Origin of the sequence: Chitinophaga jiangningensis (assembly GCF_900142605.1) — a bacterium.
Lineage (GTDB): Bacteria > Bacteroidota > Bacteroidia > Chitinophagales > Chitinophagaceae > Chitinophaga > Chitinophaga jiangningensis.
In genome coordinates this window covers 285,558-305,803 of the sequence record NZ_FRBL01000002.1, presented here as the reverse complement: position 1 = coordinate 305,803, position 20,246 = coordinate 285,558, and the positions used below count along the sequence as shown (strand labels likewise).

The following is a 20,246-nucleotide window of genomic DNA, read 5'->3' as shown; positions in this document are numbered from 1 at the left end:
TGATATTTATTTTAAAGTGGCAATATATTTTGCAATGAGGGCAACGCCTTCTTTGTGGATCATATGTGTACCCAGCAAAGGCATTTTGCCATTTTGCATGAATTTTAGAATGTTTTTCTTGTATTTGGTGTCCAAGTATGCGTCATATGCCAGGCGCAGATCAGACTTATTGCACACGCCGTTGGAATGGTGGCAATGGGCACAGTTCACATCCAGATAGGCGCGGGCGCGATTCTCTATTGAGTACGTAGTATCCTGCCAGTCAGGAAGCGGTGATATCTTCGATAGATCCGGTATTTCCAGGATACCAGCCTCTACGAGAGTGGGAATCTGGTGATATATGTTCCTGGCTTTGAACCCAATAGGCTGTATATCTTTGCCATGGCAGGAATGGCATTGTTTGATGGTAGGGAGTATATAGCCGTTGACCTTTTTTTCTTCTCCTTTGCTCAGGTATGCATCCTGTTGTAAGGCATCCCAGATATAGATGCCTGGCTCCCAACCAGTGGATGTTTTTAATAAAACCCTTGTCTCTATTTTCCTTCCTTGCCGGGAGAAGGTTTTGAATAGGACAGTCCCTTCGGGAAACTGCGGTAACCCATTGTCAGTGATGATTATTTTTTTCCCTGATGGGACACTGACCATCCTTTCTTTGTCGGTATAATCAGAGAATAATGGCGTAGCCACGTCATAAGGTACTGCCTGTTTGTAATCAGAGAGTTTTGGAAAAAGAAAGACTATTAAGATTAGGAAATGTGTCATCTGTATGTGTTATTAACAACACAAAAGTCAGATGCTCCCGGTTTTTAAAATAGAATGATTCCGACAATGTTCGAGTGGGGTGACGCCGGTAAACTTCTTAAACCAGCGGATAAAATGGGATTGGTCTGCATAGCCATTTGCATAGGCGATGTCGGATAGCTTTGAGAATTCCCCGCTTTCCAGCATACCGATTGCTGCCTGGAACTGGGCAATATTGGAGAATAAGCGCGGAGATATGCCGACATATTGCTCAAATCTTCGCTCAAACGTGCGCTCAGTGAGGTTGAGGTGGTAATGCAGCTCTTTTAACGAGGTTTTGCCTTTGGCGGTCAGAATGAGGTTGGTAGCATACTGCATACCAGGGTCTACAGGGGAGATCAGCTTCTCCAGGTAGGAAAAGAGTATCTCAAATTGTCGCCGGGGCGATACAGTATTCCATAGGCGTTCATTCAGGTTGACCCTGGGGACGGCTGGGAGCAAGGAAATGTCCACACATTCATCTGTCAGCTCTTTGGCATGGAGCGGAAAAATAGATGGCAGTACATGTGGATGAAAGATAAGGCCCAGGACCCGGCAATTAGGATTCGTTTGTAAAATAATGGGGTCAAGGGTTTGGCCAAATACAAAGGAGTGGGCAAGCACTTTTTGACTATTGCTCATTATCATTCCTGACTGCTGGAAAATGAGACCAGTTCGGCCATCTGCAAAGATGGGGAAGGCATTTGCAGCAGCTCCTTCTGCATACCATACACGGGAAATGTAGGGTTGCAGCTGAGGAGGAATTTGTATGGGTGGAGGAAAATCCATTTGAATGAAGTTAGGAAAAAATTAAATATTCATCCCATAAATTCAGTTGCCGGAGTTTGAAGACCCCGACGCTTCGAAGAAATAATAAAGCCTGCGCATTGTGAGAAGAACTAAATTATCTTATCCAATATTTCACCTAAAGCCGCTTCCATTACTGACGCTGTTTGATTGCCACTTTGATTGGTAATAATAAAAATGCCCAATTCATATTTTGGAATGATATAAATATAGCATTGCGAACGCGGCACACCGCCATGATGCAAATAATAGGTGCCTAATTTTTTGTCTGTAATAATATTCCAAAAATATCCAATACTAAATTCTGGATCAAATTTCACAATTGGCTTATATAGTTCCCGGGTTGTTGCATTGTTCTGTAACAAAAACCGGATGTATTTAACCATATCAGGTACAGTTGATTTTACATTACCTGATGCTCCCCAGGGTAATAGCGGCATAGGAGAGGTAATTACAGGGTTATCGCTATGATAGCCAACGGCAAGCCTTTCATATTCCCGAGCGGAAAGACTGATCTTAGTATTTTCTGCCTCCATATTTTCAGATAGGTAATCTGTAAGCAATTTTTCAAAATCTACTTTATATACCTTTTCTAAAATAGCGGCCATCAATTGTGTGCCGGCACTGGAATAAGCGTATTTATAACCTGGAACCGTATCTATGCTTACCTGATGCAGATCCGTTAAGAAATCCTCTTTTTTGTAATTACGGTATAATGTGTTGAGCCTGGCCGGGGTGCTATGGTCTGTGAATTGCTCCAGGATGGTATTTGCTTCAAGTGGAAGCATACCGGGAATGCCACTTGTGTGCGACAGCAAATCCTTGATTCTGACAGGGTGATCTTTATAACTTAGGTTTGGATAGTTTTCTCCTAAATACTGTTGTACTTCATCCTCAAGTTGTAATTTCTTTTCCTGTATGGCTTTCGCTGTCAACATCCCCGTTAAAGTTTTGCTCAAGGAACCAATTTCATAAATGGTTCCATTATTCGGGATATTCTTTTTCCCTACTTCCATTTCACCATAATGTCCTATATATTCCTTTCCATGCAAAACCAAACCAATCGAAGCGGCGTGAATCAGTGGCTTTGTGATCATCTTATTTAACGCACTGTCAATTATATCCCTGGCAGGATCTGTAATAGTATCTGTATTGATTGATGGCTTTGATAAGTAAAGATTTGATGCTAACAGCATTAAAAAGGTATAGATTTTCATGGTGGATGTGATGAGTAGCGCAAATGTAACTATAATTCAAAAGCCTTCGCAGGTCGCGAGGGCTTTTTTAAATAAGCAGATGTTTTAGCAAAAATGAAAGCACTTCCTTTATCACCTTGTCTGGCTCGTTCAATTCACCCTATCAGATTTTTACCTCATTCCGCTAGTTTTCTTGCCTCCTCTATTGCATTGGCAAATTCCTGCGGCGCCTCTTCCGGTAAATTGTGACCTATACCCTTGAGCGTATGATGCGCATATTTTCCAGTAAACTTACCTGCATAGGCAGCTGGTTCAGGGTGTGGGGCGCCGTTAGCATCTCCTTCCAACGTAATCGTGGGCACGGTGATTACAGGAGCTTTGGCCAGTTTTGCTTCCAGACTGTCGTATTGCGTTTCTCCTTTTTCCAGGCCGAGCCGCCAGCGATAATTATTAATCGTGATGGCTACCTGATCAGGATTGTCTAAGGCTGAAGCTGATCTGGCAAAGGTGCTGTCGTCAAAATGCCATTCTGGTGAAGCGGTTTGCCATATGAGTCTGGCGAAATCACGGGTATACTGCTGATAGCCTTTGCTTCCACGCTCTGTTGCAAAATAAAACTGATACCACCAGGCAAGTTCGGCTTTAGGTGGCAGCGGGGTGCTGTTGGCCTGCTGGCTGCCAATCAGGTAACCACTCACAGACACGAGGGCCTTACAACGCTCAGGCCACAAGGCAGCTATAATGTCAGCGGTCCTGGCCCCCCAGTCGAATCCACCAATAATGGCTTTCCTGATCTTTAGCGCATCCATAAAAGCAATGATATCAACTGCGAAAACCGATTGCTGACCGTTGCGTGGAGTGTCGCCAGAGAGGAAATGTGTACTGCCATAACCCCGCAGGTACGGAACGTATATATGATATCCTTTCTTTGCGAGCAATGCCGCCGTTTCGGTGTAGCTATGAATGTCATAAGGCCATCCATGTAGCAGGATAACAGGTTCCCCATTTGCAGGGCCAGCTTCTGCATATCCAACATTCAGCACACCTGCCCTGATTTGCTTAATTGAATCAAAAGCCTGGGCCGGGCTATTGTTCGTGCCGGTACCAGCATGTACATCAAGATGGATGAGCAAAGTAAATAAAGCTACTATAACAAGTCTGTTATTGCTCCTGATTAAGAATTGCATGCGCTTGGATTTATAAGTTATTAATTACCTGGTTATGCTTTGGTGTAAGTGGCCGGATATAATTTTCTATATTGGGTATATGTCACTGAAATAATGGTGAATGCGATAATAGCGTCGATTGTCGCTGGAAAGCCCAGTACGGCAATTTTGGAAAAGAAAGCAAAAAGGATATCGAAAAATATACCGGCAAATACCCATTCTTTTAATCTCAATAAACGATCGGGGATCAGCAGGACTGTTATTCCTAATAATTTAGCTACGCCAAGAATATAGATAAAGTGGGGAGGATAGCCTAACTGAACGGTGATGTCCCACACTATCGGATTGTGCGTCAGCTCGAAGAAGCCGCTTGCACCGAACCATAAAGAGATTAAAATAGCACCTGTCCAATAAATTACTTTTGATGTTTTTGTGTTCATAACATACACGTTTTAGTTGTAAATGATGACACAAAGATGAACTGCAAAATTCTGCCGGCATAAAGGGAGTTGCCCAACCGGACAAATTACTCCTTCAGGCAGGCATTTGTAACCCTGAATTGCCGAAAGAATGCTGCTCAAGGCTCCAATTCCACCTATTTCAACTGCTTTTTTTAATTTTTAGGGAGATGTGGGTCTGGCTCTGTAAAAAGCTACCGGCCCCGGCAGTGCAATTACTGCAATCGCAGTTCAAACCTTCTATTGCCGCCATTTGTTATCGCTACTTAATTAACTCAGACCGGTAAATATCCGATCATGATAAGTTTGCGATTTGTGTTAAGCGTTCAAGCCATTTGACCGCACTAAATAAGTAGGTTAAATTTGTAATTTCAGGCCAATACTGAGTTTAATACATAAGTTCAATGGATCACTCGTTCATAGTGTACTTAAAGAATAAAACGACCCTAAAATTTGAATACAAGGGCGATGTTTCAACTGTTGTTCGCACGGATAAAGGATTCCTCATCACTTTCCAGAACGGCAGAAGTTATAATTATGGAGCGGACAAAGTGCATTATTATCCCCGTATATCCCGACGGGAAAATGTGCGCATATATGAGAATGGTAAATTAAACGGAAAATATAATACAGTCGATAATTATGGTTGTTATTTGATTTTTAGAAATGGGGATGATTGTTCTGCTCCGGTCGAGAATAATGCCAATATTGAAATCTGCGATGTCAAAAAGATTACCCGCCAGACCGAATCAGTTATCAGTTACTTTAGGTATATCCTAAAACAAAGCAATACCATCTCATTTGATATTCCAACTGATGAAGTGGAGCGAAAAGACACCAATCAGTTGAGTGCTGAAATACTATCCAAAGCCTTTGATAATATAGATATAGAGGATTCCAGGTCGGTAATGTCCAGTTACTTTGATGGGATCAATGCCCCTCATACTCCTCCCGGTGAAACTTTTATTTATCCTTTCGGCTGTAATGAAAGCCAAAAGTTGGCCGTGGAAACGGCCCTCAGCAATAGTATCAGTATTATAGAAGGCCCTCCGGGTACCGGGAAAACACAAACTATTTTAAATATTATTGCCAACCTTATCTTAAATGATAAAACAGTGGCAATTGTTTCCAACAATAATGCTGCGATATTTAATGTCAGGGAGAAGTTGGCGAAGTGCGGTTATGAAATGATCGTGGCTTCACTTGGAAATAACAGCAACAAAACTTCTTTCTTCGAAAATCTGGAAGAACAAACCGTTCCAAATGATTTTAAGGTGTCGGCAGAGCAATTAAACAACCTAAAGCTGGAAGTTCGACAATTGGATGCCATACTTGCAGCCTGCTTTAAGAAGCAGAATAAATTGGCCTACTTGAAAACTGCACTTTCAGATGCGGAAATAGAGTTTAGTCATATAGCAGTACTACAACCACTGGATCAAAAAATAAAATCTATACTCGACAACAAGTTTCACCGTAAATGGACTTCCGACAGGGCCTTAAAATTAAAAAATTTGCTTTCCGTCATTGGCACCGAGACCCCCTTGTCCTTCTTCAGTAAGCTGCGTTTAGTGCTCCAATATGGGGTATTTGACCTGAAAAGTATTGACCAGTATAGGGAACAATTGCCTATTTATGTAAATCATAAATTCTACGAAATATATATAGCTGAAATAAAAAAGGAAATCGGCAGTATTGAAGAATGGCTGCAATCAAATAATGAAGCAACTAATCTTAGCAAGTTCAATAAGATCTCTAAAGAGATATTCAATGCTACGCTATTTGACAAGTATAACGGAATGGATAAAGTCGCATTTAAAGTTACAGATTATCGTAGGCAGTTCAATTTATTTACAGCAAGGTTTCCTGTAATTCTGAGTTCTACGCTCTCCTTGCATAACAGCATTCCTAAAGGCCACCTATTCGACTACCTGATAATAGACGAAGCGTCGCAGGTAGATATTATAAAGTCTGCTCTGTGTTTTTCCTGTTGCAGAAATGCCATTGTAGTGGGTGATAGCATGCAGCTTACCCACATTGTAGACGAACAAAGCAGAGCAGCCGCAGACCAGTTTCAAATAAAGCACAATATTTCTCCTGCGTACGACTATGTTAATAAGAATATACTGGAATCTCTTAAAACTCTGTACGGCGGTAACATCACGTCAGTACTGTTAAAGGAACATTACAGGTGTCACCCGCTCATTATTGGGTACTGTAATAAAAAGTACTACAATAATAACCTGGCGATCATGACTGCCGGATACAACCATCCTTTTAGAATCATTGAAACAAATATCGCCGGAGAACGAGGAAACCGGAATCAAAGACAGATTGATGAAACAGATCTCTATATCCGCGATAATTACGCAGATGACTATACGAGAGTTGGTGTTATCGCACCATATAGGAATCATGCAAATTCACTGCAGCAACAGCTGCCAGCCGGCACCGAGGCTGATACTATACACAAATTTCAGGGACGCGAGAAAGACGTGATTGTATTTAATACGGTTAAAAACAACATAGAAGCGTTTATAGACAATCCTAACCTGATAAATGTGGCAGTGTCAAGGGCTGTGAAAGAGTTTATAGTAGTTAAGCCAGCGTCCATGGAACTTCCCCATGGAACAAACATTGGAGATATGATCCGATACATTTGTTATACCACTAATCCGGCTGAAACTATTATTAAGGGGCGTATATGTTCCGTTTTTGACCTTTTGTACAAAGAGTATAATCAAGTCTTTACCTCGTTTCTTTCATTTTACAAGAGTATAGGAGGGTCACCGGCAGAAATTATTATTCATAAGCTGTTGACGGAGAAAATATTGAGTAATATTCAATATGCCTCCATCGATATGGTCAGGGAATATAAGCTCATGGACCTTGTTCGGGATTTCCAACCGTTTTCAGCAGAGGAAGTCCGCTTTATCAAAAATAATTCAAGGATCGATTTCCTATTGTATAATAAAATGGATAAAACACCCATACTGGCTGTAGAAGTGGATGGCGTATCATTTCATGATAACGCGCTGCAGCAGGGAAGAGATAATAAGAAAGACCGTATTTTGGAAACAATAGGATTGCCGTTGATTAGATTATCTACTAATGGGCATAATGAAGAAGGAAGAATTATTGAAAAATTAAACGCCGCTATGGGAATAAGCCGGCGTTAATTTCAACTTACTTTCACCTCAGATTATTTGCTTTTTCACCAGCAAACCGCCCGCAATTATCAAATTCCTCCCTGTCATGATATCCAAAGACTTCTATTTCCGGATGCTCCTCCACTAACTTTCGAACTTTATCAAGACTCTCCATCCGCAAATCATCATTATCTGCATTCATCTTAGCCAACTGGTTAATCGGATGATGAAGTTCAGTTAGTTCAGCCCGTAAATAATACGCATCAGCGACGTAAAGAAGCCACTGATCACCGTCCTGTATAGCCACACCACAATGACCGTTAGTGTGACCAAATAAAGGGATCAGGTAAATGTCAAAATCTATGTCAATTTGGATTTTCCGTGCTTCGAAGCTCAGCCATTTGTTTGCTGATGGGGCATAAGTGATGATTTGGGGATGATGCAACAGGGGAGTCGTTATATAACGGGGATTCCCGGATTGGTAATTCTCATATTCTTCCAGGCTAACATGCACTACTGCCTCAGGGAAATCAGCCAGTCCTCCGATATGGTCGTTATCGAGGTGGGAAATAATGCAATCGGTAACTATTTCCGGGCTCAGGCCCAACTGCTCTATCTGCCTGACTGCCGTTAAGGCTTCATTGAAACGGTAACCTACACGGTCAATTAAACTTCGTCCAATCCTGATTTCCGGCTGCTGCGTGTCTAAAAGGCCAATTCCTGTATCAATAAGCACAAGTTTGCTGGCTGTTTCCAATAGTAAACAATGGCCTATTGCGCCACCGCCCGCCGGAGATTGAATGTCCACACAATTAAGATGATGTATTTTTGCCATAGCAACAATTTTTCGTGATTCCTGCTGCTAAGTAATCACCTGTAGTTCATTTAAAATAGAACGTTGGCGACATCACCCGCCTAATATGCGAATTGTCTCGAATGCAGTATTTTCATTTGAAGGAGGGTAATTTGCGGATAGAAATTCTTTTGGCGTGCAGCCGGCAAACAACTTAAATTCTCTTATAAAGTGCGACTGGTCTGCATAGTTGAGGGAATAGCCAACATCACTCAATTTGTGAAACGGTCTGGACTTTAATAAATGAATAGCTTTTTGAAACCGGATAATGCGCAGGTATGTCTCTGGGCTTACGCCGAGGTGTTCCTTAAATTTTCGCTGAAATTGGCGACGGGACATAGAAAAGTGTGAGGAGAGCTCGTATGAATCCATCCCCTTAGCATCCTCAAAAATCAATCGAACACTATGGTCGATCATTTTATCCTGTCTGACTTGTTGCAGCTTATGTTGGAGCTGGTTACTGAATAAACGAACAGCTTCCTCAGGAGTAGCCGCATGCAGGAGCTGCTCCGTAAATTCGCCTGGGAAAATATGTTCACTTCCTATAACTGAATTCGTAATTGTTGCCGCATTGATGGAGAACAGTTGCTTAAAAGCCGTAGGTTGCAGATTTACGCCCACCACAAAAGGGCTACCATGAAATGTATTGATACAGGGGCTGTCCTGCTTTTGCCCATAGGCAAAAAAGATGGGGAATAAGTCACCATTGGTATCCGTCAAGGCAGAATGGCCATTATTATGCTGAAAAACAAGCCCCATTGCTCCGTCTGCCAATATTTTATAAGTCTTGTTTGCTTGATCGAGGTTTTGAATATTGGCATACCAGAATCTCTTAACTACATGTTTCAGGCGCTGATGCGGCATCACGGTTACAATATCCATATCAGGTAATTTAGGTCCATGAATATAGCCCAATTTTCGGAGGCTTAACAGCAGTTGCACTCCTGTCTCCCTAAAAATTCATGGGAAAGTTTTTTACAATAAAAATGGCCAGACAGCCTCCGCAGACTGTCTGACCATTTACCTATCAAATAACTTCATTCTCAAAACGGTTTCCCTTTGCCATCCAATATGTACGGCAGCAGGCTTCCCTGGATAAACTGGTTCCAGCCGTTGGAACAATCTGTAAAACATTCCAGCGTTGGCTGCAGCCCCAGGTGGGTAAACGTCAGGCGGGTTTTGCCGGCTTCAGGATTAATCTCAAAGATGTTCTTTGTGCCGGTCCATTCCTGCTGATCCTGTACGAACGTATGCTTACTGTCAGTTACCAGCCACACAATGCGTTTAAAAGGTACTGCCTCCACCACCTTGTGCTTAGTGTAATGCACATCTCCAAAGGTAACTTCAAACTCATCGCCCGTGGCAGTGGAAGTGCCTGTAAGTCCGGTGTTCCACCATTTGTTGACCTCCGTAACAGCCTGGTACACCGTGGCCGGTGCACGATCGAGGAGAAAACTAACGCTATAATGCGCTGCACCATTTTTTGGGTTTTCTGCATGGTCGATTTCCACCTGGTAAGGATTCGGATTGCCTTTGCCCGTTTCAATCAGGGATTTCAAACTTTGGGTGATGTACGTGCCCCAGGCATCCGAACAAATATTATAACATTCGTAATCGGGTACCAGGCCTATGTGCGTAAATAGGAGTGCTGTCTGATCCCCTTTCTGCTTTATCTCAAAGCTGATCCTGGTGTTATTCCATTCAGTTTTGTCCTGGGTGAAATTGAAATAATTCTCTTCCACCAGCCAAACCACCTTCTGGTTAGGAACGAACTCAATAATTCTCATCCTGCAACGGTGTACATCCTGGTAATGATAATCGAAAACTTCGTTTAAGGCATCGGTCCGGCCTTCAATTTGTTCCGACCACCAGCCACGGACATTATTCACCGCCTTGAATACTTGTTCCGGCGACTGTTTAACCAGGAAGGAGGTCGTGAAATCTTGCGCTTTCATAGTATGACTTTTTGAATTTTTGCTGGCTGTAATCTAATGCACCCGCTAACTGCCGGGGTAATAAGCAGCGAAAGTGGCAGCAATGAATAACGGGTTGTTTCCTGATGTAAAGCTACCGTCTTCTGCTGAATTTAAAGAGGGCGATATGGACCATTTGGTGGGTTGATTTGGACATTTTGAAAGCGTATATTTGTATAAAACAGGCAATGAAACATCTGACTATTGTTGTTCCCGGTGGAGAGAACAACCTCAGCAGTATAGTAGGTGCTTACAAAATATTTTCACGTGCCAATGCCTACTGGCAGGAACACCATGGCAAAGCTCTCTTCAGAATCGAGCTGGCAGGAACTTCACCCACCACTGAGTTCTATGGCGGCCTTTTCAGCGTAAAACCGCATACCTCCATTACCAAAGTAAAAAAGACGGACCTGATTATCGTTCCTTCACTGAATCATGCTTATGATGCAGCTATCTCACAAAACAAGGTGATCATCCAATGGCTAAGCACGCAGTACCAGAAAGGCGCCGAAATTGCAAGCATCTGCACCGGGGCATTCCTCTTAGCGGCAGCAGGTATCCTGGAAGGAAGATCCTGCTCCACCCACTGGGCTGCGGCGGACGAATTCAGGAAGCGTTTCCCAAACATACACGTGCAGTCAGATAAACTTATCACGGAAGAAAACGGCATTTATACTAACGGTGGCGCCTACTCGTTCCTCAACCTGATACTTTACCTGGTCGAAAAGTATTTCGACAGGCAGGTGGCCATCTATTGTTCCAAAGTCTTCCAGATTGAAATGGACCGCCACAGTCAGTCGGCCTTCATGATTTTTAACGGGCAGAAAGAGCACGGAGATGATATGGTAAGGGCCGCCCAGTCGTACATAGAGGAAAAGATGGGGGAGAAGATTTCCTTTGAGCAGCTTTCCGCAAAGTTCGCTGTCGGACGCCGTAACTTTGACCGACGGTTCATTAAAGCTACCGGTAATACCCCGCTTGAATATTTCCAGCGGCTAAAAATTGAAACAGCCAAACGTGCCTTTGAAACCACCAGAAAAACCATCAATGAGGTGATGTATGAGGTGGGTTATGCCGACATCAAAGCCTTCCGGGAGGTGTTTCGTAGGATTACAGGGATGTCCCCGCTGGAATACCGTAACCGGTACAATAAGGAGGCATTGGCCAATGACTAGCTAATCGCCTATTTACCCCCTTATTTGTCGCAGATCACCCCGCCCCGGCGGTGGCATTGTCTTACCTTTGCATGGTAAAACTCATCCGATGCGAAAAATAATATACGGTATCAACCTTACCGCCGATGGCTGTTGCGACCACACCCAAATGAGTGGAAGCGATGAAATGCATATCTACTTCACGGACCTGCTCCGGGAGGCGGACCTGATCATCTACGGTCGTAAAACGTATGAGCTGATGGTGCCTTACTGGCCGGAGGTAGCTCAAAACCCAACAGAAAACAAAGTAGCAAATGAATTTGCCCGGGTTTTCGATTCCATTGAAAAAATTGTTTGTTCCCGTTCGTCAAACAGCTTTCCTGGCAATCCACGGGTAATTCGCACCAACCTCGCTGAAGAAATAATGCAACTCAAACAGGCGCCGGGAAAGAACATTTCGATTGGTGGGGTAGAGCTGCCGGGAGAATTGATCAAACTGGGGCTGGTGGATGAATTTTATTTCCTCGTTCACCCTGTCCTTGCAGGGCAGGGAAGGCGGTTGTTAGATGGTACCATCCTGCAACAGCAGCAGTCACTAAAACTAGCGGATACCCGGACATTCCCGTCAGGAAGCATTGCTTTGCACTACCTGCAACAGTGACAAAAATAGCGTTACCTTTCAGTACGAAAGATGAGCTATGAAGAAAATAGGATTTTTATCATTTGGGCACTGGGCTAACCACCCGGCCTATAAAACCCGCTCCGCCAGCGACACGCTGCTTCAGTCTATCGACCTGGCCGTGGCCGCGGAAGAAATTGGTTTAGATGGTGCCTATTTCCGTGTACATCATTTTGCAGCACAGCTGGGATCGCCCTTTCCCTTGCTTTCGGCCATTGGAGCTAAAACAAGTAAGATAGAGATCGGGACTGGCGTTATCGACATGCGGTATGAAAATCCGCTGTATATGGTAGAAGATGCCGGTGCTGCAGATTTGATTTCGGAAGGGAGACTACAATTGGGTATCAGCAGAGGATCACCGGAACAGGTAATCGACGGGTGGCGCTATTTCGGCTACGAGCCGGCGGCCGGCGAAACTGATGCGGATATGGGACGCCGCAAAGCACTGGAGTTCCTGGACAAATTAAAAGGTGTTGGTTTTGCGCAGCCTAATCCTAATCCCATGTTTCCGAATCCACCAGGCCTCTTACGCCTGGAACCCTATTCGGAAGGACTACGGGAACGGATCTGGTGGGGTGCTGCTAGTAATGCCACCGCTGTTTGGGCAGCCGAAAACGGGATGTACCTCCAAAGTTCTACCCTTAAATATGATGAAAGTGGAAAGCCTTTCCACATTCAGCAAGCCGAACAGATCAGACTGTATAAAGACGCATGGAAAAAGGCCGGACATCAGCGCGAACCAAGAGTATCCGTGAGCAGATCCATTTTTGCGCTGGTAAATGAACAGGATCGATATTACTTTGGCCAGGAGGGCAATCGGGTGGATAAGATCGGCATGATAGAACATGATAAGCGCGCCATCTTCGGCAGAAGCTACGCCGCTGAACCTGATCAACTCATCAGGGAACTGGCTGCCGATGAAGCCATTCAGGAAGCAGATACCATCCTGCTGACCATACCCAACACCTTAGGGGTGGAGTATAACATACATGTACTGTCGGCAATCCTGGAACACGTAGCTCCAGGATTGGGCTGGCGATAAATATTATAACGAAAAAGTCCCGGTAGCTTTTGGCTACCGGGACTTTTATATCTCCCTATAAAAATTAGTTCATTTTTACTGCTACAGGCCCTTCAGGGTTGCTGTGATTCAGGTTATTACTTCTTGATACGGTGTTATCCTTGTACCAGAAGTAGTACCTTCCTTCATCATCAGTACCAACGGCTTTGATATCAGTGAATTTTTTACCGGCAGGTACAGTATACGTATTACCGTAAGAGTATTTAGCCCATTCATTGCTGCGGCCTACGGAATAGGTACCATCATTATACCAGTAAAGGTGATCATTATTCTCTCTCTTAACAGTGGTGCCAATAAAAGTAGACAGGGACTGCCCAGGAGCAGGGATTGCCTGATTGTAGCCACCAACAGGGTTGTTGCCCAATTTATACATCTCACCATCCATATAGTAGCCATTGGAGAAGTATGCATAGAATCTGTTGGCAGTAGTCATTGAAATCTCCACAATGTCAGTGATAGGAGCTTCTGTGCGGCCTGCATAGGTAGTGGTTGGACCCACTGCATTATTCCAGGACCCTCTTACTACTTTACCGCTTTTGGTGTAGTAAAGCACTGCGTTACCTGCTGTTATTTCAATACCTGCCAGGTCTGAAATATTACCTGCAGACTGAACTGGCCAGTTAGGCGCAGGGAACAGGCGTTTCACCATAGCAGTATCTCCTTTGGAGAACATTTTTGTATGTGGACCTTTAGGGAAATTGGAATGCATTACTGAGGAAGAATCGCCGATGTTACCAGCATCGTAATAAGCTGTTTTCTTTCTGTCGCTATGCTGTAAACCAAGTATATGACCTAAGGCATGCACCATTGCGCTTACCAGTTGTTCTCTGGTAACATTATGCGCCTGCAGGTAGCTGCTGTTTAATGTGATGGCAGCACCCGGAAGGCCGTTAGTGCCTGGCAGCGTTACCAGGAAAGGTACATCCATGTTTGGATATGCGGATGTATAGAACATGATGTCACTTGGTGCCGGATCGGAATAAGCCATGAAGTTAAACTCCGCACCGTGCTGAATTAAAATGCCGTTCCAGTAACCAATAGCACTGTATAAAGCACTTTCCACACCAGTAGCCATCTGACCAGGATTTATACCGATTTTGAAAACGCGGTAATTGTTCAGTACATATGGGCTTTTGATGGACTTGGTAGAGTCTTTTGCTTCTACCACCGGGAAGGAAGTGAACATCTCGGTGAGGGTGGACTTGGCCATAACCATGTCGCCATCTACCAGGAAGTTATTGGCGTCCATCGATTTTACTGCGGTGGAATCCAGACCTAATGTTCTCGAATAAATAAATGCTAATGTATCCTGATGTGTTTTAGGAATCTCATACACAGGAGGTTTAGGAGCGGGTTCGGGCGCATTGTCGGTAGTAGCGCAGGAATAAACAAGTAAAGGTAACAGGGCAGCCGATAAAACCTTCATCGACGCAGGAATCTTTATCATAACATATGATTTAATAGGGAGCTAAATTACTGTCTTTATAATTATATTACTTAAATAATATGAGAAGATGTTGTTTATGTAACTCTCTGTGGCTGTGCTAATAGGGGTAATACCTCGAACGTTGTATTCGCTTATCAGTGCAAAAAACTTATCCTGAATAATTTTTATCCCTTTTTTGATAAAAACGGGATACACCATCAAATGGTAAAAGCCCCGGAATTATTCCGCAGGCTTTTTATTTTTTTGGAGAGATGTAGTGATGCGCAGTTGCTTATTCCTTCTTTTTTTTCCTTTCTTTCACCTCCTGGGGTTCTTCCCATACCCAGCTTAACATGGCGGTCAGGGAATTTTTTGGTACATGTACTTCCATGGAGCGTTTCAGTGTTTTGGTGACACCGGTGGAGTCTTCAAAAACCACTTTTATATCCACATCAAATTTTCCTCCCTCTTTCATGGGCTCAGAAAAATTGAATTGGGTATAAAGCATGTTTAACTGCATGCTATCCAGGCAGTCCTTAGTGGTACATTCCAGCTTCAGGACATTTTTTTTCATACCGTTTAAATCCCAGTTGTCGATGTCGGATGCTTTACCAATCGGGTTGAACTTGTTAAGTGCCCATGTTTCCCATCCTACGGAAAGCAGCGCAATCTTGGCGCGGGAGGAATTATCCATGTCGTAACGGCCGGTGCTCACGGTTACTTCTTTGATCTGAGCCTGTGCTTGATTGATTACCAGGCAGGTAGCGAAAGCTAATAGTAGTTTTCTCATATCTCCTACTTATGATTTTAATGGTATGAGGGTAAAATGACGCAGGTGGTACCAGGAATTTACAAATCGTTAACAAAAAAATGTAATAGGATGCCTGTGAACGCTATGGCCATTGTAGCCGCTAAGGCCCTGATAATGATTTTGCTAGCGTTTCCTTTTCAGATAATTTTGCAGTTTACAACAATATCAACATGAGGATAGCTATCAACGGTTTTGGACGTATCGGCAGGATATTCTTACGGATGGCCCTGGAAAGGCCGGGTATAGAAGTGGTTGCCATTAATGACCTGGCTGATGCCGCCACCATGGCGCATCTTTATATGTACGACTCCGTACATGGCCCGTTTAAAGGAGAAGTGAACATCACGGGCAATACCATGGTGATCGACGGAAAGCCCATCCGCCTGTTGTCAGAGCGTGACCCGCTGCAACTCCCATGGGGAGCGCTGGGAGTGGACCTGGTGATTGAATCCACCGGCAAATTTACTAACAGGGCATCCGCAGAGCTGCACCTGCAGGCAGGAGCCAAACAGGTAATTGTGTCTGCCCCATCGTCTGATAAGGACATCCCAACCGTAGTGCTGGGAGTTAATGATCAGCTGATAGACCTTACCGCACCGGTATTATCCAATGCCTCCTGCACCACCAACAACGTGGCACCAATGGTGAAAGTACTGGATGATAACTGGGGTATCGTGGACGGCTATATTACTACAGTGCACTCCATGACCGGCGACCAGAACCTGCATGATGCCCCTCACCGCGACCTCCGCAGGGCACGCGCCGCCGCCGCTTCCATTATCCCTACCTCTACCGGTGCCGCTAAGGCGATCACCTCCATCTTCCCACACCTGGAAGGCAGAATGGGGGGCGCTGGTATACGAGTGCCAGTGTTGAATGGTTCCCTCACCGACTTTACCTGCATTTTAAAGCAGCAGCCGGCCAGCGTGGCGGAAATTAATGCGAAGTTCAGGGAAGCCGCCGAAGGCCCCATGAAAAATATCCTGAAGTATACGGAGCATCCGATTGTATCAATCGATATCGTGGACAATCCTTATTCCTGCACTTTTGATGCTTTACTGACCTCCATCGTAGGGGACCTGGTAAAAGTAGTAGGCTGGTACGATAACGAGTACGGCTACTCGAACCGCTTGGCTGACCTGGTGGAACGAATTGCTGCACTGAAACATAAGTAATAAAAAAAGATCCGCGTCAGGCGGATCTTTTCATTTATATCAGGATGGCCATTTTATCCCGGTCGCATTTTCACTGAACTGCCACAGCTCAGCCGCACTGGCTGCATCCGCGGCATACGCTCTCACGCCATATACAATAGTAGGATCATCAGGCACAAACGGTGCAATATTACAATCCTCACAGTATACCCCACCAATCCCATTCAGCTCGTCACCAAGCGCACACCACACAGCGGTGGCAGCACCCTGCGCGGCTGATTTAAAGGTTTTTACCCGCTGCTTCCAGGCTTCCAGCTCCTCGTCCGTTAAATTCAGCACCACATCCGTTAGGATGGCGCCGGGATGCACGGAATACGCACTTACCCGGTGGGATTGCCCCAGCCTATTTAAATGCACGGCAAACAACGCATTTGCTGTTTTTGACTGTGCATAGGCTTTCATCGGATCATAGGGATGCTGCTCAAAATTCGGATCATCCAGTTGTAATCCCATGCGGCGGTGGCCAACGGAAGAATGACTGATGACCTTCGCTCCACCCGCATTTTTAAGCGCCGGCCAGAGTAGCCCGGTAAGCTGAAAATGCCCCAGGTGATTAGCGCCAAATTGCAATTCATATCCCCGCATATCTTTTTTACGCTCCGGCGGAAAAAAGACACCGGCATTATTGAACAGGAAATGAAGCGGCTGCTGCGTGGCCAGGTACTGATGGGCAAAAGCATCTACAGACGCGGGATCAGCAAGGTCCAGCGGTATAAATGATACATTTGGCATGCCGGCTAACTTTTCGTTGGCTTTGGCCGCATTCCTGGCGCCAACCACTACGTTGGCCCCTGTCCGTGAGAGGGTTTGTACAATTTCAAAACCAATGCCGGCACTGCCGCCTGTTACGACTACATTTTTTCCATGCAGCTGATGACCTGCGGCCACTTCGCTGGCAGTACTGCTGGCATTAAACCTGGACTGGATCGGTTGTTGTAATGGGTTCATAAGATGGCTTGTTTAATTGACGTTGGGTCGTCCCTGTTAGTGCTGCTGCAAAGTTGCAAATTTTGCTTTACTATCTCTGTATTTTTTTACGGCCTTTACATCTCGCTATATAATTTTTTAGGGAGATGTAAAGGCAGAGGGGGATACCTGTACCAACAGGAAGGGTTGTATTTTATGCCAGGATGCCTGACCAGGTATACTTGTCAAGTGCCTGTATATTCGTCTCGAATAGAAAACCAATAATAGGAACTGTCTGCAGAGAATCCGGCAGGATTTTTCCGCTTTTTGTTTCAATAGGATGGCTTGAAAAGTTTACGGGGTATAGGATTTTTTCCTGAGAAAACACATATGGTGCTAGTTGAAGGCTATCATTACAGGAATCGTTCACAGCAATTTGTTTTTTGTTGGAATAAATGGTAAAATTGATTTTAATATTGTCATGGGGATATTCAGTTATGAAAATCAGCCAAACTCGAAAAAATAACCTAAAAATGTCCCTTATCTTAAAACCCTGGGTTTGCGTGTAATACCCCCTTTATTGTAAAAAATAGAGCCATGAATTATGAAAAGGCTTTGGCACTTTATCGTAATGATAAAACACTGCAGCTATTACGGGCAGAGCACTTTCCCTTACTGCTCAGTTTTTTTCATTTAGCATTTAAGCAACAAAACAGGATTAGTTATCTCCAACCGGAAATTCAGAGCTTATTGGCAGATTATATTTATTCGCTTGAACAAAAAGGAATAGATGATTATGACAATCCTGCATTGGATTACCTAACTAAATGGTCACAACAAGGTTATTTAAGGAGGTATTACGAAAAATCGGATGATCCGGTTTATGAGTTGTCGCCTGCTACAGAAAATGCTTTGAAATGGTTAGATGATTTAAATAAGCCGGAATTTATCGGTACGCATAGTCGTCTCTTACAATTTTTTCAATTACTCCAACAAATAGTAAGCGCGATTGCCGGTCCCTATGAACGTATCAAAGAGTTGGAAGCAGCAAGAAAAAAGATCGATGCTGAGATTGATCAGATAAAGCTTGGAAATTTTGTTAAACCTTCTGATACTCAGATTAAGGAACATTTTTTCCTGGCTGAAGAAACTGCAAAACGGTTGTTAGCAGATTTTCGGCAGGTGGAAGAAAATTTCAGGGAGCTGGATGTTCATACCCGTCAAACCATTATCAAAAGTAATAAGGGTAAAGCGGAAATTCTGGATAATGTATTTATGCAACAGGATTATCTCTGGAATACCGACCAGGGGAAAAGTTTTCGTTCATTCTGGGAGTTTTTAATGAGTGAGCGGATGCAGGAGGAGTTGGAGGTATTGCTGGATAGGGTAAATGATGTACCGGCCATTATAGAAGTAAAGAAGGAGCGTACGGTTGATATGATCAAGCTTAACCTGGTAGATGCCGGGGATAAGGTGAATAGAAGTAATGACGGTTTGGTAGAGCAGCTGAGGAAGTTTGTTGAGCAAAAAAACCTTGCTGAGAGCAGGCATATTCTTCAAAATATCGAAAATATTGAGCATTTGTTAATTGAGCATCAGGAATTGCTGGACTGGCAGGCTCCATGGATGTGCATTGACGGAATTATTAAACCATCATTCCCTATGGAGCGTCCGTTGTTTGTGCCACCAAGAAAAGTAATCTTCGCAAACAGCATAGTAAAAGATGGAAGTCCTGGGGAGGTAACCGCTGCTGTTTTTGATCAGTTTTATGTGGATATGGAAGTGCTGAAACAAAATATTAGTACGTGTTTGAGGGAAAAATCACAAGTATCTCTAAGTGAAGTTTTACGTTCTTTTGAACCTACAAAAGGAATGGCAGAAGTAATAGGGTATATCCAAATCGCCGCTAATGAGGCGCGGCATTATATTGATAATGAAAGAACAGAGGAATTGTTACTATTTAATACAGCCGAGCAAACGTCCTATAAATTAAGTGCACCATTGATTATTTATAACCGATAATATTTTATGCAGGAATATTCATTGAGCCTCATCTCACTGTTAAAGGGACTGGTATTCAATCATCAGCAGGAGGTTTGGGGAAACATGATTACTTATGAATCCGATGTAAGAAAGTACTTTACCCACCTTGGATTGGAAGTATACATTGACAAGAGCGAAGGATTTGCGTTTTTGCGTCAGATAGCATTTGAGGAAGATGTTATGACATTGCCTAAACTCATAGAGAAAAGACAGCTTAATTTCTTTACTACGCTGATTTGCATAGTGCTTCGTAAGTATTTGCTGGAACACGATGCACAGGGAGGATCGGTGCGTTCCATTATCAGCGAGGCAGAAATTGTGAACCGTACCAAAGTATTTCTACCGGTTGTAAACGATGAGGCAAAACAACAGGAAAAGATTGTTACCACCATCAATAAGATTGTCGATATTGGATTTTTAAGAAAACTGGATGATCAGGAAAATAATTATGAAGTGCACCGGATTATAAAAGGATTTATAAACGCGGATGTAATTGATGCTACGTTGAAGAGTTTGCAGGAATATATCCAAAATAAAAGCTCCAAAGAATAAT

General features: G+C 43.7%; 18 protein-coding genes. 7 read left to right on the top strand and 11 right to left on the bottom strand.

The features are described from left to right. Window positions 1-6: 6 nt before the first annotated feature. The 5 genes from BUB18_RS05760 to BUB18_RS05740 all read right to left on the bottom strand — a co-directional run bounded on the left by BUB18_RS05760 (window position 7) and on the right by BUB18_RS05740 (window position 4,389). A complete protein-coding gene (locus tag BUB18_RS05760; RefSeq protein WP_073078961.1) occupies window positions 7-762 on the bottom strand; it encodes a hypothetical protein in 756 nt (251 codons plus the stop codon). 27 nt (window positions 763-789) lie between these two features. Next, on the bottom strand, window positions 790-1,569 hold the full coding sequence (locus BUB18_RS05755) for a helix-turn-helix domain-containing protein (protein ID WP_073078959.1): 780 nt from the start codon (window positions 1,567-1,569) through the stop codon (window positions 790-792). Window positions 1,570-1,679: 110 nt separating this feature from the next. Then, window positions 1,680-2,804 (bottom strand): serine hydrolase domain-containing protein, encoded by a 1,125-nt coding sequence (locus tag BUB18_RS05750; RefSeq protein ID WP_083549415.1) that lies wholly within the window; start codon window positions 2,802-2,804, stop codon window positions 1,680-1,682. 155 nt (window positions 2,805-2,959) lie between these two features. Next, window positions 2,960-3,970 carry an alpha/beta fold hydrolase gene (locus BUB18_RS05745; RefSeq protein ID WP_073078957.1) on the bottom strand — a complete coding sequence of 337 codons (1,011 nt, stop codon included), beginning with the start codon at window positions 3,968-3,970 and terminating at the stop codon, window positions 2,960-2,962. A 32-nt stretch (window positions 3,971-4,002) separates the two neighbouring features. Then, entirely contained in the window at window positions 4,003-4,389 is a 387-nt protein-coding gene (locus BUB18_RS05740; RefSeq protein WP_073078955.1) for a DoxX family protein, read from the bottom strand. 422 nt (window positions 4,390-4,811) lie between these two features. Here BUB18_RS05740 and BUB18_RS05735 point away from each other — a divergent pair, with 422 nt between their 5' ends. Beyond that, on the top strand, window positions 4,812-7,583 hold the full coding sequence (locus BUB18_RS05735; protein ID WP_073078953.1) for an AAA domain-containing protein: 2,772 nt from the start codon (window positions 4,812-4,814) through the stop codon (window positions 7,581-7,583). A gap of 13 nt (window positions 7,584-7,596) precedes the next feature. Here the strand turns inward: BUB18_RS05735 and BUB18_RS05730 are convergent, their stop codons facing one another. The 3 genes from BUB18_RS05730 to BUB18_RS29605 form a co-directional block, all read right to left on the bottom strand. Continuing rightward, window positions 7,597-8,388, bottom strand: coding sequence for an MBL fold metallo-hydrolase (locus tag BUB18_RS05730; protein WP_073078951.1), 792 nt, complete (start codon window positions 8,386-8,388; stop codon window positions 7,597-7,599). Between the two features lie 72 nt (window positions 8,389-8,460). Next, window positions 8,461-9,288, bottom strand: a complete 828-nt coding sequence (locus BUB18_RS05725; RefSeq protein ID WP_073078949.1) for a helix-turn-helix domain-containing protein — start codon at window positions 9,286-9,288, stop codon at window positions 8,461-8,463. Between the two features lie 161 nt (window positions 9,289-9,449). Continuing rightward, a complete protein-coding gene (locus tag BUB18_RS29605) occupies window positions 9,450-10,361 on the bottom strand; it encodes an SRPBCC family protein (RefSeq protein ID WP_073078947.1) in 912 nt (303 codons plus the stop codon). A 206-nt stretch (window positions 10,362-10,567) separates the two neighbouring features. On the opposite strand from BUB18_RS29605, the gene BUB18_RS05715 reads away from it, so the two are divergent. The 3 genes from BUB18_RS05715 (at window position 10,568) to BUB18_RS05705 (ending at window position 13,254) form a co-directional block, all read left to right on the top strand. Then, window positions 10,568-11,554, top strand: coding sequence for a GlxA family transcriptional regulator (locus BUB18_RS05715; protein ID WP_073078945.1), 987 nt, complete (start codon window positions 10,568-10,570; stop codon window positions 11,552-11,554). Window positions 11,555-11,642: 88 nt separating this feature from the next. After that, a complete protein-coding gene (locus BUB18_RS05710; RefSeq protein ID WP_083549413.1) occupies window positions 11,643-12,194 on the top strand; it encodes a dihydrofolate reductase family protein in 552 nt (183 codons plus the stop codon). A gap of 37 nt (window positions 12,195-12,231) precedes the next feature. Beyond that, complete coding sequence (locus BUB18_RS05705; RefSeq protein WP_073078941.1) at window positions 12,232-13,254, top strand: LLM class flavin-dependent oxidoreductase; 1,023 nt, start codon at window positions 12,232-12,234, stop codon at window positions 13,252-13,254. 64 nt (window positions 13,255-13,318) lie between these two features. On the opposite strand, the gene BUB18_RS05700 is transcribed toward BUB18_RS05705, so the two are convergent. Beyond that, a complete protein-coding gene (locus BUB18_RS05700) occupies window positions 13,319-14,740 on the bottom strand; it encodes a zinc metalloprotease (RefSeq protein ID WP_143159845.1) in 1,422 nt (473 codons plus the stop codon). A gap of 271 nt (window positions 14,741-15,011) precedes the next feature. Then, the gene (locus BUB18_RS05695; protein ID WP_073078937.1) at window positions 15,012-15,509 is read right to left on the bottom strand and encodes a hypothetical protein; all 498 of its coding nucleotides are present in this window, start codon (window positions 15,507-15,509) and stop codon (window positions 15,012-15,014) included. Between the two features lie 191 nt (window positions 15,510-15,700). Between BUB18_RS05695 and gap the strand changes: the two genes are divergently transcribed. Continuing rightward, complete coding sequence (gene gap / locus BUB18_RS05690; protein ID WP_073078936.1) at window positions 15,701-16,705, top strand: type I glyceraldehyde-3-phosphate dehydrogenase; 1,005 nt, start codon at window positions 15,701-15,703, stop codon at window positions 16,703-16,705. Window positions 16,706-16,744: 39 nt separating this feature from the next. On the opposite strand, the gene BUB18_RS05685 is transcribed toward gap, so the two are convergent. Next, window positions 16,745-17,692, bottom strand: coding sequence for an SDR family NAD(P)-dependent oxidoreductase (locus BUB18_RS05685; protein ID WP_073078934.1), 948 nt, complete (start codon window positions 17,690-17,692; stop codon window positions 16,745-16,747). Window positions 17,693-18,247: 555 nt separating this feature from the next. Between BUB18_RS05685 and BUB18_RS05680 the strand changes: the two genes are divergently transcribed. Both BUB18_RS05680 and BUB18_RS05675 read left to right on the top strand, forming a co-directional pair. Then, window positions 18,248-19,672: a DUF3375 domain-containing protein gene (locus BUB18_RS05680; protein WP_073078933.1), complete on the top strand. Its 1,425-nt coding sequence runs from the start codon at window positions 18,248-18,250 to the stop codon at window positions 19,670-19,672. A gap of 6 nt (window positions 19,673-19,678) precedes the next feature. Next, window positions 19,679-20,245, top strand: coding sequence for a DUF4194 domain-containing protein (locus BUB18_RS05675; protein ID WP_073078931.1), 567 nt, complete (start codon window positions 19,679-19,681; stop codon window positions 20,243-20,245). Window position 20,246 lies beyond the last annotated feature (1 nt).

Coding starts and splice junctions, on each gene's coding strand:
- BUB18_RS05710 (WP_083549413.1), top strand. CDS start 11,643: ATGCGAAAAATAATATACGGTATCAACCTTACCGCCGATGGCTGTTGC.
- BUB18_RS05735 (WP_073078953.1), top strand. CDS start 4,812: ATGGATCACTCGTTCATAGTGTACTTAAAGAATAAAACGACCCTAAAA.
- BUB18_RS05750 (WP_083549415.1), bottom strand. CDS start 2,804: ATGAAAATCTATACCTTTTTAATGCTGTTAGCATCAAATCTTTACTTA.
- BUB18_RS05755 (WP_073078959.1), bottom strand. CDS start 1,569: ATGGATTTTCCTCCACCCATACAAATTCCTCCTCAGCTGCAACCCTAC.
- BUB18_RS05740 (WP_073078955.1), bottom strand. CDS start 4,389: ATGAACACAAAAACATCAAAAGTAATTTATTGGACAGGTGCTATTTTA.
- BUB18_RS05730 (WP_073078951.1), bottom strand. CDS start 8,388: ATGGCAAAAATACATCATCTTAATTGTGTGGACATTCAATCTCCGGCG.
- BUB18_RS05685 (WP_073078934.1), bottom strand. CDS start 17,692: ATGAACCCATTACAACAACCGATCCAGTCCAGGTTTAATGCCAGCAGT.
- BUB18_RS05700 (WP_143159845.1), bottom strand. CDS start 14,740: ATGATAAAGATTCCTGCGTCGATGAAGGTTTTATCGGCTGCCCTGTTA.
- BUB18_RS05675 (WP_073078931.1), top strand. CDS start 19,679: ATGCAGGAATATTCATTGAGCCTCATCTCACTGTTAAAGGGACTGGTA.
- BUB18_RS05680 (WP_073078933.1), top strand. CDS start 18,248: ATGAATTATGAAAAGGCTTTGGCACTTTATCGTAATGATAAAACACTG.
- BUB18_RS05715 (WP_073078945.1), top strand. CDS start 10,568: ATGAAACATCTGACTATTGTTGTTCCCGGTGGAGAGAACAACCTCAGC.
- BUB18_RS29605 (WP_073078947.1), bottom strand. CDS start 10,361: ATGAAAGCGCAAGATTTCACGACCTCCTTCCTGGTTAAACAGTCGCCG.
- BUB18_RS05760 (WP_073078961.1), bottom strand. CDS start 762: ATGACACATTTCCTAATCTTAATAGTCTTTCTTTTTCCAAAACTCTCT.
- BUB18_RS05745 (WP_073078957.1), bottom strand. CDS start 3,970: ATGCAATTCTTAATCAGGAGCAATAACAGACTTGTTATAGTAGCTTTA.
- gap (WP_073078936.1), top strand. CDS start 15,701: ATGAGGATAGCTATCAACGGTTTTGGACGTATCGGCAGGATATTCTTA.
- BUB18_RS05725 (WP_073078949.1), bottom strand. CDS start 9,288: ATGGATATTGTAACCGTGATGCCGCATCAGCGCCTGAAACATGTAGTT.
- BUB18_RS05695 (WP_073078937.1), bottom strand. CDS start 15,509: ATGAGAAAACTACTATTAGCTTTCGCTACCTGCCTGGTAATCAATCAA.
- BUB18_RS05705 (WP_073078941.1), top strand. CDS start 12,232: ATGAAGAAAATAGGATTTTTATCATTTGGGCACTGGGCTAACCACCCG.